Genomic DNA, 15,139 nt, shown 5'->3' on the forward strand with positions numbered 1-15,139 from the left:
CAGTTGACAACCAAAAGGTAGGCGATGAAAGCTGTACGCTCTTTAAAGTCGAAAAAGCGAGAAGATAAAGCAAGTTTTGTAAGCTGGCGTTTTGCCTTGCTGTGCGGAGGCATTGGGTTTGCTTTAATCGGGCTTTTGATTCGTGCTGCCTATTTGCAGATCCTCAATCCTACGCGTTTGGTAAAGGAAGGTGATTCGCGTTCCCTACGCGTCGAATTTGTCCCGACTGCCCGTGGTATGATCAATGATCGCAATGGGAGTCCACTGGCTGTTAGTATTCCTGTTAATGCTATTTGGGCAGATCCCCAACAAGTACTTGAAAAAGGTGGCGTTACAGATGATATCCGCTGGCAGGCTTTGGCTAGTGAGCTTCACATCTCCCTTGAACAATTAAAAAGTAAAATTAATGGGTTTCCCAGAGGGCGCTTTGTTTACCTGGCCCGCCAAGTGACTACCTCTATCGGCAATTATATCGAGGAATTGAAGCTGCCCGGTATCTATTTGCGTCAAGAAAACCGCCGCTATTATCCGGCAGGATCAATGACTGCACATATCATTGGAGTGACTAACATTGATAGTGTAGGAATTGAAGGGATTGAAAAGAGCTTTAATAGCTGGCTGACAGGCATGCCGGGAAGCCGAACTGTTCGTAAAGACCGGATGGGGCGTGTTATTGAGGATATTTCATCTACGGATAGCAAGGCTGGTCACGATTTAACACTTAGCATAGATAGACGCCTTCAGACTCTGGTGTATCAAGAACTGACGAAAGCGGTTGAGTTGAACAAAGCAGAATCCGGTACAGCCGTATTGGTTGATGTCAATACAGGTGAAGTTCTGGCAATGGCAAATAGCCCATCTTATAACCCGAATAATTTTGTCGGGGCGTCGAAAGATGCGATGCGTAACCGCGCTATCACCGATACTTTTGAGCCTGGTTCCACGGTGAAACCGCTGGTGGTAATGAGTGCGCTGAATAATGGCATTGTCAAAGAAAATACAGTGTTAGATACCAGGCCATACCGATTAACGTATGGTTCGCGGGGGCATGAAATCAAAGACGTTGCTCCACGCCCTGAGTTAACTATCACCGGAATTTTACAAAAGTCGAGTAACGTTGGTGTTTCTAAACTGGCGTTAGCGATGCCTGCCTCAGAGGTGGTAGATGTTTATTCACGCTTTGGGATGGGAAAACCGACCAATTTGGGATTGGTCGGAGAAAGTAGTGGCTCATTCCCAATAAATAAACAACGGTGGTCAGATCTTGATAGGGCCACCTTTTCTTTCGGCTACGGGCTGACGGTAACACCATTACAGTTAGCGCGGGTCTATGCAACGATAGGAAGCTTGGGCATTTATCGCCCATTGTCAATTACCAAAGTTGATCCTCCCGTACAGGGCACCCGGGTATTTCCTGAAGATATTATGCGGACAGTGGTGCACATGATGGAGAGTGTGGCATTACCGGGAGGTGGTGGTGTACGGGCAGCGATAAAAGGCTATCGCATTGCCGTTAAAACTGGTACGGCAAGAAAAGTCGGGTCGGATGGCAAGTATCTCAATGATAAGCATATTTCTTATACCGCCGGGGTTGCACCTGCGAGTAATCCACGGTTTGCACTGGTTGTGATCATCAATGATCCACAAGCAGGTAAATATTACGGCGGTGCGGTTGCCGCACCTGTCTTCGGCGCGATCATGAGTGGTGTTCTGCATAAGATGAATGTTGAGCCAGATGCATTGCCTGTAGGTGATAAAAACGAATTTATGATTAATAAATAAAGAGGATAAAAGTGGCAGATCGTAATTTACGCGATTTATTGGCTCCATGGGGTGTTGATGCACCAGAGCTTCCGCTGCGCGAAATGACATTGGATAGCCGTAAGGCGGCTGCCGGAGATCTGTTTGTTGCCGTTCAAGGGCATCAGGCAGATGGTCGACAATATATTCCTCAAGCCATCGCTCAAGGTGTCTCTGCGGTAATTGCAGAAGCGAAGGGAAAAGCGGATAGCGGCACGATGCAGAAAATGCATGGTGTACCTGTTATCTATCTGGACGATTTAAATAATAAATTATCAAAATTGGCAGGTGAGTTTTACCAACATCCTGGCAATAAGCTGAAATTGGTCGGAGTGACTGGAACCAACGGAAAAACGACAACAACACAATTGTTGGCTCAATGGACTCAAGGGCTTGGAGAAACCAGCGCCGTGATGGGAACGGTGGGAAATGGTTTGTTGGGCATGATAGTACCCAGCGAAAATACGACAGGCTCTGCGGTTGATATCCAGCTTGATTTACAACAAATTGTTAATCAAAACGCCACTTTTGCTGCGATGGAAGTCTCTTCGCATGGTCTGATTCAGGGAAGAGTGGCTGCATTGCCATTTCAAGCCGCTGTTTTTACTAATTTAAGCCGAGATCACCTTGATTATCATGGTGATATGGAAAATTACGAAGATGCTAAATGGCTATTGTTCAGCAGCCATAATGTGAAGCAGAAAATCATCAATGCTGATGATGCGGTTGGGCAGAAGTGGTTGTCCCGTTTGCCGGATGCAGTGGCTGTTTCGATGGAAAATAACTTGCCGGAAAATTGGCAGGGGCGTTGGTTATCGGCCAGTGAAGTTCATTATCATGATAAAGGCGCCTCCATTGCATTTACTTCCAGTTGGGGGAACGGAACACTCAATAGTCCCCTGATGGGCTCGTTCAATGTCAGCAATTTACTGTTGGTGCTTGCTACTTTGTTGTCCCTGGAATATCCCCTGGAGAAATTGTTGTCGACGGCTTCGTGTCTGGAACCTGTTTGTGGGCGCATGGAAGTCTTTTCTGCTGCTGGTCGTCCGACGGTTGTCGTTGATTATGCCCATACTCCTGATGCTTTGGAAAAAGCATTGTCTGCGACACGTCTGCACTGCAAAGGGCAACTCTGGTGCGTATTTGGTTGTGGTGGTGATCGTGATAAAGGTAAGCGCCCATTAATGGGGGGCGTTGCAGAACAAGGCGCTGATCGTGTGATTGTCACTGATGACAATCCTCGCAGTGAAGAACCTCAGGCAATTGTGGCTGATATTCTGAAAGGATTCATCGATCCGGGACAGGCAATGGAAATTCATGGGCGTGTTGAGGCTGTCACCAGTGCCATTATGCAGGCCACTGAAGAAGATGTTGTTCTTGTGGCAGGTAAAGGCCATGAAGATTACCAACTGGTCGGCAATCGTCGTCTGGATTATTCAGATCGCCTGACCGTTGCGCGTTTGCTGGGGGTAATTGCATGATTCCCCTGACACTACAGAAATTGGTTCAGTTGACGGATGGCGAGTTATATCGCGTCACTGATCAGCAAGCTGAAACTCTGCAAATTAATACCGTGGAAACTGACAGCCGTCAGATCATGCATGGCAGTTTATTCATTGCCTTACAAGGGGAAAAATTTGACGCCCATGATTTCGCCGCTGAGGTAGTACAGCAAGGAGCCAGCGCGTTATTGGTCAGTCGTCGCCTTGATATTGACTGTCCTCAGGTCGTCGTCGAAGACACTCGTCTGGCGATGGGAAAACTGGCGGGTTGGGTTCGTCAGCAAAGTAAAGCAAGGATTGTGGCCTTGACCGGCTCATCGGGCAAAACATCTGTAAAAGAGATGACTGCGGCGATTTTGCGTCAGTGTGGAAACACCCTTTATACCGCAGGTAACTTCAACAATGACATTGGCGTGCCATTAACCCTGTTCAGGCTTACTGATGAACACCAGTTTGCTGTTATTGAACTGGGAGCCAACCATATCGGTGAAATTGCCTATGCCACTGAAATGACTCGTCCTGAAAGTGCATTAGTCAATAACCTCTTTTCTGCCCATCTGGAAGGATTTGGCTCTTTGGCTGGAGTTGCAAAGGCAAAAGGCGAGATCTTTGAAGGCCTTGCTCCGGCTGGAACTGCCATTATCAATCTGGATAGCAATGATTGGAACCATTGGCAGCACAGTATTAGTGATCAGCAAACGGTATGGCGTTTTTCTGTCTCATTAACGGCAGAGGCTGATTTTTACGCAACGAATATTTCAGAACAACTAGTGGCAACACATTTTTGTCTCCATAGCCCGATCGGGAGTGTTGAACTGACATTACCGTTACCGGGGAAACACAATATTGCCAATGCGTTGGCTGCCAGTGCGCTCGCAATTTCTGTTGGCGCATCGTTGGATGATATCCGCATTGGGTTATCGGAATTGAAAGCGGTTGCCGGACGTTTATTCCCTATCCTTCTGACTGAAGGAAAAGTGATATTGGATGACACTTATAACGCGAATCCCGGCTCTATGATTGCTGCGGCGAATGTTTTATCGCAGATGCCCGGTTATCGGGTCATGGTGGTTGGTGATATGGGCGAGTTGGGCGATCAGGCGATAGAGTGCCATCATGAGGTGGGCGAAGCAGTAGCATCCACAACTATAGACAAGGTACTCAGTGTCGGGAATCTCAGTGCCCATATTAGTAGCGCGAGTGGTCGGGGTAAGCATTTCATAAACAAGGCTGAATTAGTTGCAACGCTGCTTCCCTTATTGGAACAACATGAAATGATTTCCATATTAATTAAAGGTTCACGTAGTGCCGCAATGGAAGAGGTAGTGAACGTATTGAAGGAGAACTTCCAATGTTAGTTTGGCTAGCCGAATATTTGACCAATCATTATTACTCGGGTTTTCGCGTCTTCTCTTATCTTACGTTCAGAGCCATTGTCGGTTTGCTTACTGCATTACTCATATCACTATGGATGGGGCCAACTTTGATTGCTTATTTGCAAAAATTGCAAATAGGTCAAGTTGTACGTGATAACGGTCCAGAATCTCATTTTAGCAAGCGTGGGACACCAACGATGGGAGGATTACTGATTTTATTTTCCATCACGATCTCTGTGTTGCTATGGGCGAATCTGAATAATCCCTATGTCTGGTGTGTCTTGGTTGTTTTAGTGGGTTATGGTGTTGTGGGATTTGTGGATGACTATCGCAAAGTGGTTCGCAAAGATACCAAGGGGCTAATTGCTCGATGGAAATATTTCTGGCAGTCCGTTATTGCCTTGGGTGTAGCGTTTGCTATGTATAGCATCGGTAAAGATACACCTGCAACACAATTAGTGGTGCCGTTCTTCAAAGATGTCATGCCACAGCTGGGCTTGCTTTATATTTTGCTGACTTATTTCGTGATTGTAGGAACCAGTAATGCAGTGAACTTGACTGATGGACTGGATGGTCTTGCTATCATGCCAACAGTATTGGTCGCGGCGGGTTTAGGCCTGGTAGCTTGGGCGACTGGTAACACTAATTATTCTACTTACTTGAATATTCCTTATCTGATTAATGCATCTGATCTGGTGATTGTCTGTACTGCGATAGTTGGCGCAGGACTGGGTTTCTTGTGGTTCAACACTTATCCGGCGCAAGTATTTATGGGGGATGTTGGTTCATTGGCCTTGGGTGGAGCATTGGGAACTATTGCAGTATTACTGCGCCAAGAATTCTTGCTGGTGATCATGGGTGGAGTTTTCGTGGTGGAAACACTATCTGTCATTTTGCAGGTTGGCTCATTCAAACTGCGTGGACAACGTATTTTCCGCATGGCGCCGATTCACCATCACTATGAATTGAAAGGTTGGCCAGAACCACGCGTTATTGTGCGCTTTTGGATTATCTCCCTGATACTGGTGTTGATTGGTTTGGCAACCCTGAAGGTACGTTAATCATGACTGAATATGAGGGTAAAAAAGTCGTTATTGTTGGGTTAGGACTGACAGGTCTGTCCTGCATTGACTTTTTTATTACACGTGGTGTGACTCCGCGTGTGATGGATACTCGTATAATACCACCGGGCAGCGATAAGCTGCCTGATGAAGTTGAGTGTCACACAGGCAGCTTGAATAAACAGTGGCTGATGGATGCCGATTTAATCGTTGCCAGTCCGGGTATAGCACTGGCAACGCCCGAATTGCAGGCGGCGGCAGATGCTGGTGTTGAAATTATCGGAGATATTGAGCTGTTTTGCCGTGAAGCGACTGCGCCGATTGTTGCTATTACGGGTTCAAATGGTAAAAGCACCGTGACCACCTTGGTTGGAGTAATGGCAAAAGAAGCGGGATGGCTGGTTGGTGTAGGTGGCAACATTGGTGTCCCTGCTCTGGAATTGCTGAAACAGCCTTGCCAGCTTTATGTACTGGAGCTGTCCAGTTTCCAACTTGAAACGACTTATAGCTTAAAAGCAACGGCAGCGACCGTACTGAATGTTACAGAAGACCACATGGTTCGTTATCCGCAAGGATTGTCACAGTATCGTGCGGCGAAGTTGCGGATTTATAATCAGGCAAAAATTTGCGTAGTCAATGAACAAGATGCTCTAACACTACCAGAAACAGGCAAAGATAGCCGTTGTATCAGTTTTGGTGTGGATAGCGGTGATTATCAGCTTGATAATGAACATCAACAACTGCTGGTCAATCAACACCCAGTGTTGGCAATGCGTGAAATGCAATTGGCCGGGCAACATAACTACACTAATGGATTGGCTGCGTTAGCATTGGCGGATGCTGTAGGTATCCCTCGCGCAGCCAGCCTTCAGGCTCTACGTACGTATGCCGGGCTGGAGCACCGTTTTCAGGTGATTCATATGAGAAATGGTGTTCGTTGGGTGAATGATTCCAAGGCAACCAATGTTGGCAGCACCCAAGCGGCACTCAATGGATTGGAGCTGGCAGGCACACTCTATCTTTTAGTGGGGGGAGATGGAAAAGCGGCGGATTTTACCCCACTGAAACCCTATATATCGGGGAATAACATTCGTCTTTACTGTTTCGGTCGTGATGGAGGGCAGTTGGCACAATTGCGTCCTGAAATTTCAACACTGACAGAAACAATGGAACAGGCGATAAAAGAAATTGCATGCAAGTTGGTTTCTGGCGACATGGTATTACTGTCACCAGCTTGCGCGAGCTTCGATCAGTTCAACGGTTTTGAACATCGTGGTCATGAATTTGCTCGCTTGGCTGAGGAGTTAGGCTGATGACCATTCCAGGCCTTGGGAAATTTAAAACTTGGTTGACGGGAAATGTGGAGGCAGATGCCACAAATACCGTTATGTATGATCGTACTCTGGTCTGGATGGTATTAGGGTTGGCTATGATTGGTTTTATCATGGTAACGTCGGCATCAATGCCCGCTGGCCAGCGTCTTGCCGAAGATCCCCTTATTTTTGCACGACGGGATGGAATTTACTTGTCACTATGTTTTTTTCTGTCCCTTATTACGCTGCGCATTCCGATGGACTTCTGGCTACGTTATAGCAACGTCATGTTATTAGGCACGATCATAATGCTGCTTATGGTCTTGTTTGTGGGAAATTCAATCAATGGTGCATCACGCTGGGTAGCAATAGGCCCATTGCGTATTCAACCAGCAGAACTGTCAAAACTATCACTCTTTTGTTATCTCTCCAGCTATTTGGTTAGGAAAGTTGAGGAAGTAAGAAACAATTTTTGGGGATTTTGCAAGCCGATGGGTGTCATGATTGCATTGGCAATTTTGTTATTGGCACAGCCTGATTTGGGAACAGTGATTGTGTTATTTGTGACAACACTGGCACTGTTGTTTCTGGCGGGGGCTAAATTGTGGCAATTTCTTGCCATTATTGGCTGCGGAATATTTGCTGTGTGCGTATTGATTATTACTGAGCCTTATCGTATGCGCAGGGTAACCTCTTTCTTGAATCCGTGGGAAGATCCCTTTGGCAGCAGTTATCAGTTAGTCCAATCGTTAATGGCATTTGGCCGTGGAACTTTTTTTGGGCAAGGACTGGGAAATTCAATCCTGAAACTTGAATATCTGCCGGAATCCCATACTGACTTTATTGTCTCCGTTATAGCCGAAGAATTAGGCTATTTCGGGGTTGCTTTAGTGTTGGCAATGATATTTTTCGTCGCTTTTCGCGCAATGATGATCGGTCGCAGGGCGTTGCAGCTTAATCAGCGGTTCTCTGGTTTTCTGGCTTGCGCTATCGGCATATGGTTCAGTTTTCAGACATTCATCAACGTTGGCGTGGCGGCAGGTCTGCTGCCGACGAAGGGATTGACATTACCTTTAATCAGTTACGGTGGCTCCAGTTTGATAGTGATGTCAACAGCCACTGTTTTGTTATTGCGCATTGATTATGAAATACGTCTGGCAAAAGCGCAGGCGTTCGTAAGGAGTCCTAAATGAGTGGCAAAAACCAGCGTTTAATGGTGATGGCAGGTGGTACGGGAGGTCATGTATTCCCGGGGCTGGCAGTTGCTCACTATTTAAAAGAGCAAGGTTGGGATATTCGCTGGTTGGGAACTGCGGATCGCATGGAAGCCGATTTAGTTCCGAAACATGGCATTGATATCGAATTTATTCAGATTTCAGGCTTGCGGGGTAAGGGAATAAAAGCATTGCTTGCTGCCCCCATTCGAATTTTTAAGGCTATTCGACAGGCAAAAGCCATTATCCGCCGTTATCAGCCAGATGTCGTGCTGGGAATGGGAGGATATGTCTCAGGACCTGGTGGAATAGCGGCATGGTTATGCGGCATACCGGTTGTACTGCATGAGCAGAATGGTATAGCGGGATTAACTAATCGTTGGTTGGCCAAAATTGCCAAAACGGTTTTACAGGCATTCCCGGGGGCATTCCCTAAAGCGCCGGTTGTTGGTAATCCCGTGAGGGAAGATGTACTCGCATTGCCAGTACCTGCGCAGCGTTTGACCGGGCGTGAGGGGACTGTTCGGGTGCTTGTCGTTGGCGGTAGCCAGGGAGCAAGGATCTTGAACCAAACTATGCCAGAAGTAGCCGCTCGTTTGGGCGATAAAATCAGCCTATGGCATCAGGCCGGAAAAGGTGCTCAGGAAGAAACACAGAAAAAATATGAGAATTCAGTCAAATCTGAATTCAAAGTGACTGAATTTATTGACGATATGGCACAGGCTTATGCATGGGCCGATATTGTCGTATGCCGTTCTGGCGCACTTACGGTCAGTGAGGTTTCCGCCGCAGGCTTACCTGCGATTTTTGTTCCTTTCCAGCATAAAGATCGTCAGCAATATTGGAATGCTTTGCCTTTAGAAAAAGCGGGAGCAGCAAAGATACTTGAACAGCCCGAATTCACGGCTGATGCTGTCGTAGAGTTACTGACTCAGTGGCAACGCCCACAATTGCTGGAAATGGCAGAAAAAGCACGCTCAGTCGCTATCATCGATGCAACCGAACGTGTAGCAGCAGCGTTGATCGATGCTGTAAAGAATTATTCAGGCCGTTCCAAGTAGAACGGTGACGTAAACATAATGAGTGAAGATTAAAACGTGAATACACAACAGTTGGCGAAATTAAGAACTTCAGTGCCTGAAATGAGAAAAGTCAGGCATATCCACTTTGTTGGCATCGGTGGTGCTGGCATGGGTGGCATCGCCGAGGTGTTGGCTAATGAAGGTTATCAGATAAGTGGTTCTGATCTGGCACCCAATCCTGTCACACAACAACTGATTGCACTGGGTGCAACTATTTATTTTAATCACCGTCCGGAAAATGTGCGGGATGCCAGTGTAGTGGTGGCATCCACGGCTATATCAGCAGACAACCCGGAAATTGTGGCTGCTCGTGAAAGTCGAATTCCGGTAATCCGTCGTGCGGAAATGCTGGCAGAGCTTATGCGTTATCGCCACGGTATTGCTATTGCAGGAACGCATGGAAAAACCACGACGACGGCAATGATTGCTGGCATTTATGCGCAGGCGGGTCTTGATCCTACGTTTGTTAATGGCGGGTTGGTGAAAGCAGCAGGAACACATGCTCGTTTAGGTAGCAGCCGTTATCTGATCGCGGAAGCAGATGAAAGTGATGCATCATTCTTGCATTTGCAGCCTATGGTGGCGGTTGTCACTAATATTGAAGCCGACCACATGGATACCTATCAAGGGGATTTCGAAAACCTGAAACAAACATTCGTTAACTTCTTGCATAACCTGCCATTTTATGGCCGTGCTGTTATGTGTGTTGATGATCCTGTTGTGAAGGAATTGATTCCCCAGATTGGGCGTTATATCACGACCTACGGTTTCAGTGAGGAAGCGGACGTTCGTATTACCCATTATGAGCAGAAAGGTGCTCAGGGATTTTTCACCATCAGCCGATATGATTTGCCAGATCTGCATGTGGTGTTAAATGCCCCGGGACGCCACAATGCGCTGAATGCAACCGCTGCCGTCGCAGTGGCGACAGAAGAGGGTATTGATGATACCGCTATTCTTGCATCTCTGGCTGAGTTTCAGGGAACCGGACGCCGCTTTGATTTTCTGGGCGAGTTTTCTCTCAAGCATATCAATGGCAAAGAAGGTAGCGTGATGTTGGTCGATGACTATGGTCATCATCCGACAGAAGTTGACGCAACGATTAAAGCTGCACGAGCGGGTTGGGTGGATAAACGTATTGTGATGGTATTCCAGCCACATCGTTATACGCGAACCCGTGATTTATATGATGATTTTGCCAATGTTTTGAGTCAGGTAGACGTTCTATTGATGCTGGATGTGTATGCCGCAGGTGAAATACCAATCCCAGGAGCGGATAGCCGTTCTTTATGCCGTACTATCCGCAGTCGTGGCAAGTTGGAGCCAATTTTTGTATCAGAATCTGAACAAATTTCAACTATCCTGTCACAGGTTATAGAAAACAATGACTTAGTCTTGGTACAAGGTGCCGGTAATATCGGTAAAATAGCGCGCAATTTGGCTGAAACAAAATTGCAGTCATCTTTTAATGAGGGAGAGCATCATGGTTGATAAAGTCGCTGTTCTGTTAGGTGGAACTTCTGCTGAACGCGAAGTTTCATTGCAATCAGGGCATGCTGTTGTGGCAGGGCTGAAGGAAGCGGGTATTAATGCTTATTCAGTTGATACAAAAGACTTTGATGTGACTAAACTCAAAGAGGAAGGGTTCAGTAAAGTCTTTATCGCCCTGCATGGTCGTGGTGGTGAGGATGGTACGTTGCAAGGTTTACTGGAATTTTTGCAACTTCCTTATACCGGCAGCGGAGTGATGGCATCAGCATTGTCAATGGACAAATTGCGTACAAAACAACTATGGCAGGGAGCAAAACTACCTGTTCCCCCTTATGTCGTAATTAATTCTCAAAAATTTGAACAAGTTAATGATTTTCAACTCAAAGAGTATGTTCAAGAGCTAGGTCTACCATTAATGGTTAAACCGAATCTGGAAGGTTCCAGTGTAGGGATGACCAAGGTGAATGATTATTCCGAATTGCGTGGCGCATTGGCGCTGGCATTTAAATACGATACTGATGTGCTGGTTGAAAAATGGCTGTTTGGCCCTGAATACACTGTAGGGTTCTTGGGAGATGAAGCACTTCCTTCCATCCGTATTCAGGCTCCGGAAGTATTTTACGATTACAATGCAAAATATATTTCCAACCAAACGCAATATTTTTGTCCAAGCGGCTTGAGTGTGGAAAAAGAGCAAGAGTTGTCAGATATCGCATCAAAGGCGTATAAAGCGCTGGGATGTCGTGGTTGGGGGCGAGTTGATATCATGGATGACGGTAATGGGAACTTCTATTTGTTGGAGGTTAACACCTCCCCTGGCATGACGAGCCATAGTCTTGTACCAATTGCTGCGCGTCAGGCGGGACTCAATTTCTCTCAACTCGTAGCGAGAATTTTGGAGTTGGTTGATTAAAATGTCGCAGGCAGCCCGGAATATCCGGGAACGGGAGAACGAAGCTCAGGGAGCTCGTCCGAGTAACGGTTATTATCTGGTAGGAATTATCTTCTTCTTGATGGTGGTTGGCACCATCATATGGGGAGGTTGGATGACACTGGACTGGATGAAAGACGCTAGCCGATTACCGCTCTCGAAGCTGGTATTGACTGGTGAACGCCATTACACCACGAATGATGATGTAAGGCAGGCTATTTTGTCCCTGGGATCTCCCGGAACATTTATGACTCAGGATGTTAACGTCATTCAGGAAAATATTAAACACCTGCCATGGATTCGGCAGGTCACTGTGCGTAAACAATGGCCTGATGAACTTAAAATACATCTGGTAGAATATGTGCCTTATGCGCGCTGGAACGATACCAAACTGTTGGATGCTGAAGGTCGGGTATTCAGTTTGCCCATGGAACGCAATGCAAATAGGCAATATCCGATGTTGTATGGGCCTGAAGGCAAACAACAAGAAGTGTTGGATGGATATCATACAATGGCAAAGTTTCTTAAAGAACACCAGATAAAACTGAAAACAGTGATAATGACAGCGCGTAATTCCTGGCAGTTGATATTGGATAATAATATCCGCTTAGAGCTAGGAACTAAACATAAAATGGAGAGAATGAGCCGTTTTATTGAACTTTATCCTGTATTACTGAAAAACCCTGAAAAACGCTTGAGTTATATTGATTTACGCTATAACAGCGGTGCTGCGGTAGGTTGGGCTCCTTTATTAACTGATACGCCGGTTTCAATGAACGGGCAAAAAAATAAACAGTGACTGGTAATAATACAGAGACAGGCAGAATAACGATGATCAAATCAACGGACAGAAAATTGGTAGTTGGCCTTGAAATTGGTACAGCAAAGGTGTCTGCCCTGGTTGGTGAAATTCTGCCCGATGGTATGGTTAATATTATCGGAGTAGGAAATTGCCCATCCCGCGGCATGGACAAAGGCGGGGTCAACGATCTTGAATCGGTCGTCAAATGCGTACAGCGTGCCATTGATCAGGCTGAACTCATGGCGGATTGCCAGATTTCTTCAGTCTATCTGGCACTTTCTGGCAAGCATATCAGTTGCCAGAACGAGATTGGCATGGTGCCGGTTTCTGAAGAAGAAGTGACACAGGATGATGTGGACAGTGTTGTCCATACAGCTAAGTCGGTTCGTGTTCGTGATGAACACCGTATTTTGCATGTGATCCCACAGGAATACGCGATTGACTATCAGGAAGGAATAAAAAATCCGGTTGGGCTTTCTGGTGTGCGCATGCAAGCGAAAGTTCACTTGATTACCTGTCATAACGACATGGCGAAAAATATTGTAAAAGCTGTTGAACGTTGTGGGTTGAAAGTTGATCAACTTATTTTTGCAGGGCTGGCAGCAAGTTATGCTGTGTTAACGGAAGATGAACGTGAATTGGGGGTATGTGTCGTTGATATCGGTGGTGGGACGATGGATATCGCTATATATACTGGCGGCGCATTGCGTCATACCAAGGTTATTCCTTATGCAGGCAATGTGGTGACCAGTGATATCGCCTATGCATTTGGTACTCCCCCGAGTGATGCTGAAACCATCAAGGTTCGTCATGGCTGCGCATTAGGTTCGATAGTTAGCAAGGATGAGAGTGTAGAAGTCCCAAGTGTGGGAGGGCGTCCTCCTCGTAGCTTGCAACGTCAAACATTGGCTGAAGTGATCGAGCCCCGTTATACCGAACTGCTGAATTTAGTGAACGACGAAATTTTGCGATTGCAGGAACAATTGCGGCAGCAGGGAGTAAAACACCACCTGGCGGCAGGGATAGTTCTTACAGGGGGAGGAGCCCAGATTGATGGTCTGGCCGAGTGTGCTCAACGGGTATTCCATACCCAAGTTCGCATTGGCCGTCCCTTGAACATTACTGGGCTTACAGATTATGTGCAGGAGCCTTGCTACTCAACAGCAGTCGGGCTTCTGCATTACGGTAAAGAATCTCACCTTGGCGGTGATTCTGATGCCGATAAAAGAACGTCAGTGAGCGGCTGGTTTAAGAAAGTCAGCAACTGGCTGAAAAAAGAATTTTGATTTTTTATACAGAGGCTACGACAATGTCGTGGGCCTCGATATAAAGGCACAAAACGGAGAGAAATTATGTTTGAACCACTGGAATTAACCAACGACGCGGTGATTAAAGTCATCGGCGTCGGCGGCGGCGGCGGTAATGCTGTGGAGCATATGGTGCGTGAGCGCATTGAAGGCGTTGACTTCTTTGCGGTTAACACAGATGCTCAGGCGTTGCGTAAGACGGCGGTTGGTCAGACTATCCAGATTGGCAACGGTATTACGAAAGGATTAGGCGCTGGTGCAAACCCTGAGGTTGGTCGTACTGCTGCGGAAGAAGACCGTGAATCACTGCGTACCGCACTGGAAGGTGCAGACATGGTGTTCATTGCCGCTGGTATGGGCGGTGGAACAGGAACAGGGGCAGCACCTGTTGTAGCTGAAATTGCTAAAGAACTTGGCATTTTGACCGTTGCAGTCGTCACTAAGCCATTTAATTTCGAAGGCAAAAAACGCATGGCCTTCGCGGAGCAAGGGATCACTGAACTGTCCAAGCATGTGGATTCATTGATCACTATTCCAAATGACAAATTATTGAAAGTTCTGGGACGAGGAATTTCCCTGTTGGATGCATTCGGTGCAGCCAATGATGTCCTGAAAGGGGCGGTTCAGGGTATTGCAGAACTGATTACTCGCCCAGGCCTGATGAACGTTGACTTCGCTGACGTTCGTACCGTGATGTCAGAAATGGGTTACGCCATGATGGGCTCAGGTATCGCGCAGGGCGAAGATCGTGCGGAAGAAGCAGCAGAAATGGCTATCTCCAGCCCATTACTGGAAGATATTGATCTTTCTGGTGCACGCGGCGTTCTGGTTAACATTACAGCGGGCTTTGACCTGCGTTTGGATGAATTTGAAACAGTTGGTAACACAATCCGTGCATTTGCTTCTGATAATGCAACTGTGGTTATCGGTACGTCATTGGATCCAGACATGAATGATGAGCTGCGTGTTACTGTTGTGGCAACAGGCATTGGAATGGACAAACGTCCAGAAATCACCCTGGTGACCAACAACAAGGCTCCTCAGGCCAATACGATGGAGCACCGTTACCAGCAGATGTCTGGCGGAATCTCTTCATTATCTGATGAGAATAAAACAGCGGCAAAAGTTGTAAATGACCAAAATGCACATACGAGCAAAGAGCCTGATTATCTGGACATTCCTGCATTTTTGCGTAAGCAGGCTGATTAATCGCTAAAAAATTGGTTTCTCCGCTTTTTGTGCTAAACTATCCTGCCAGTC

Annotated in this window: 11 protein-coding genes and 1 pseudogene; all 12 read left to right on the forward strand. The window is 46.7% G+C overall.

The features are described from left to right. Nucleotides 1-24: 24 nt before the first annotated feature. The 12 genes and pseudogenes from ftsI to ftsZ all read left to right on the forward strand — a co-directional run bounded on the left by ftsI (nt 25) and on the right by ftsZ (nt 15,088). Nucleotides 25-1,807 (forward strand): annotated as a pseudogene (gene ftsI, locus PSI23_RS01865) (peptidoglycan DD-transpeptidase PBP3). Then, nucleotides 1,794-3,281 carry a UDP-N-acetylmuramoyl-L-alanyl-D-glutamate--2,6-diaminopimelate ligase gene (murE, locus tag PSI23_RS01870; protein WP_273553469.1) on the forward strand — a complete coding sequence of 496 codons (1,488 nt, stop codon included), beginning with the start codon at nt 1,794-1,796 and terminating at the stop codon, nt 3,279-3,281. Before ftsI ends, murE begins: the two are co-directional and overlap by 14 nt. Next, nucleotides 3,278-4,660, forward strand: a complete 1,383-nt coding sequence (murF, locus tag PSI23_RS01875; protein WP_273553470.1) for a UDP-N-acetylmuramoyl-tripeptide--D-alanyl-D-alanine ligase — start codon at nt 3,278-3,280, stop codon at nt 4,658-4,660. Before murE ends, murF begins: the two co-directional genes overlap by 4 nt. After that, nucleotides 4,654-5,739 carry a phospho-N-acetylmuramoyl-pentapeptide-transferase gene (mraY, locus tag PSI23_RS01880; RefSeq protein ID WP_273553471.1) on the forward strand — a complete coding sequence of 362 codons (1,086 nt, stop codon included), beginning with the start codon at nt 4,654-4,656 and terminating at the stop codon, nt 5,737-5,739. Before murF ends, mraY begins: the two co-directional genes overlap by 7 nt. 2 nt (nt 5,740-5,741) lie before the next feature. Beyond that, nucleotides 5,742-7,052 (forward strand): UDP-N-acetylmuramoyl-L-alanine--D-glutamate ligase, encoded by a 1,311-nt coding sequence (gene murD, locus PSI23_RS01885; RefSeq protein WP_273553600.1) that lies wholly within the window; start codon nt 5,742-5,744, stop codon nt 7,050-7,052. Further along, the gene (gene ftsW, locus PSI23_RS01890) at nt 7,052-8,245 is read left to right on the forward strand and encodes a cell division protein FtsW (protein WP_273553472.1); all 1,194 of its coding nucleotides are present in this window, start codon (nt 7,052-7,054) and stop codon (nt 8,243-8,245) included. The genes murD and ftsW overlap by 1 nt, the downstream gene beginning before the upstream one ends. Further along, on the forward strand, nt 8,242-9,327 hold the full coding sequence (murG, locus tag PSI23_RS01895; RefSeq protein ID WP_273553473.1) for an undecaprenyldiphospho-muramoylpentapeptide beta-N-acetylglucosaminyltransferase: 1,086 nt from the start codon (nt 8,242-8,244) through the stop codon (nt 9,325-9,327). Before ftsW ends, murG begins: the two co-directional genes overlap by 4 nt. 36 nt (nt 9,328-9,363) lie before the next feature. Next, a complete protein-coding gene (gene murC, locus PSI23_RS01900) occupies nt 9,364-10,839 on the forward strand; it encodes a UDP-N-acetylmuramate--L-alanine ligase (protein ID WP_273553474.1) in 1,476 nt (491 codons plus the stop codon). Beyond that, nucleotides 10,832-11,752, forward strand: coding sequence for a D-alanine--D-alanine ligase (locus PSI23_RS01905; protein WP_273553475.1), 921 nt, complete (start codon nt 10,832-10,834; stop codon nt 11,750-11,752). Before murC ends, PSI23_RS01905 begins: the two co-directional genes overlap by 8 nt. Before the next feature lies 1 nt (nt 11,753). Then, complete coding sequence (ftsQ, locus tag PSI23_RS01910; RefSeq protein WP_273553476.1) at nt 11,754-12,569, forward strand: cell division protein FtsQ; 816 nt, start codon at nt 11,754-11,756, stop codon at nt 12,567-12,569. A 32-nt stretch (nt 12,570-12,601) separates the two neighbouring features. Beyond that, nucleotides 12,602-13,858 (forward strand): cell division protein FtsA, encoded by a 1,257-nt coding sequence (ftsA, locus tag PSI23_RS01915; RefSeq protein ID WP_273553477.1) that lies wholly within the window; start codon nt 12,602-12,604, stop codon nt 13,856-13,858. A 66-nt stretch (nt 13,859-13,924) separates the two neighbouring features. Then, a complete protein-coding gene (gene ftsZ / locus PSI23_RS01920; protein ID WP_092519547.1) occupies nt 13,925-15,088 on the forward strand; it encodes a cell division protein FtsZ in 1,164 nt (387 codons plus the stop codon). The last annotated feature ends 51 nt before the right edge of the window (nt 15,089-15,139 follow it).

The sequence above is a fragment of the Xenorhabdus yunnanensis genome (assembly GCF_028598805.1).
Taxonomy (GTDB): Bacteria; Pseudomonadota; Gammaproteobacteria; order Enterobacterales; family Enterobacteriaceae; genus Xenorhabdus; species Xenorhabdus yunnanensis.

Coding starts and splice junctions, on each gene's coding strand:
- murF (WP_273553470.1), top strand. CDS start 3,278: ATGATTCCCCTGACACTACAGAAATTGGTTCAGTTGACGGATGGCGAG.
- mraY (WP_273553471.1), top strand. CDS start 4,654: ATGTTAGTTTGGCTAGCCGAATATTTGACCAATCATTATTACTCGGGT.
- murD (WP_273553600.1), top strand. CDS start 5,742: ATGACTGAATATGAGGGTAAAAAAGTCGTTATTGTTGGGTTAGGACTG.
- ftsW (WP_273553472.1), top strand. CDS start 7,052: ATGACCATTCCAGGCCTTGGGAAATTTAAAACTTGGTTGACGGGAAAT.
- murG (WP_273553473.1), top strand. CDS start 8,242: ATGAGTGGCAAAAACCAGCGTTTAATGGTGATGGCAGGTGGTACGGGA.
- PSI23_RS01905 (WP_273553475.1), top strand. CDS start 10,832: ATGGTTGATAAAGTCGCTGTTCTGTTAGGTGGAACTTCTGCTGAACGC.
- ftsQ (WP_273553476.1), top strand. CDS start 11,754: ATGTCGCAGGCAGCCCGGAATATCCGGGAACGGGAGAACGAAGCTCAG.
- ftsA (WP_273553477.1), top strand. CDS start 12,602: ATGATCAAATCAACGGACAGAAAATTGGTAGTTGGCCTTGAAATTGGT.
- ftsZ (WP_092519547.1), top strand. CDS start 13,925: ATGTTTGAACCACTGGAATTAACCAACGACGCGGTGATTAAAGTCATC.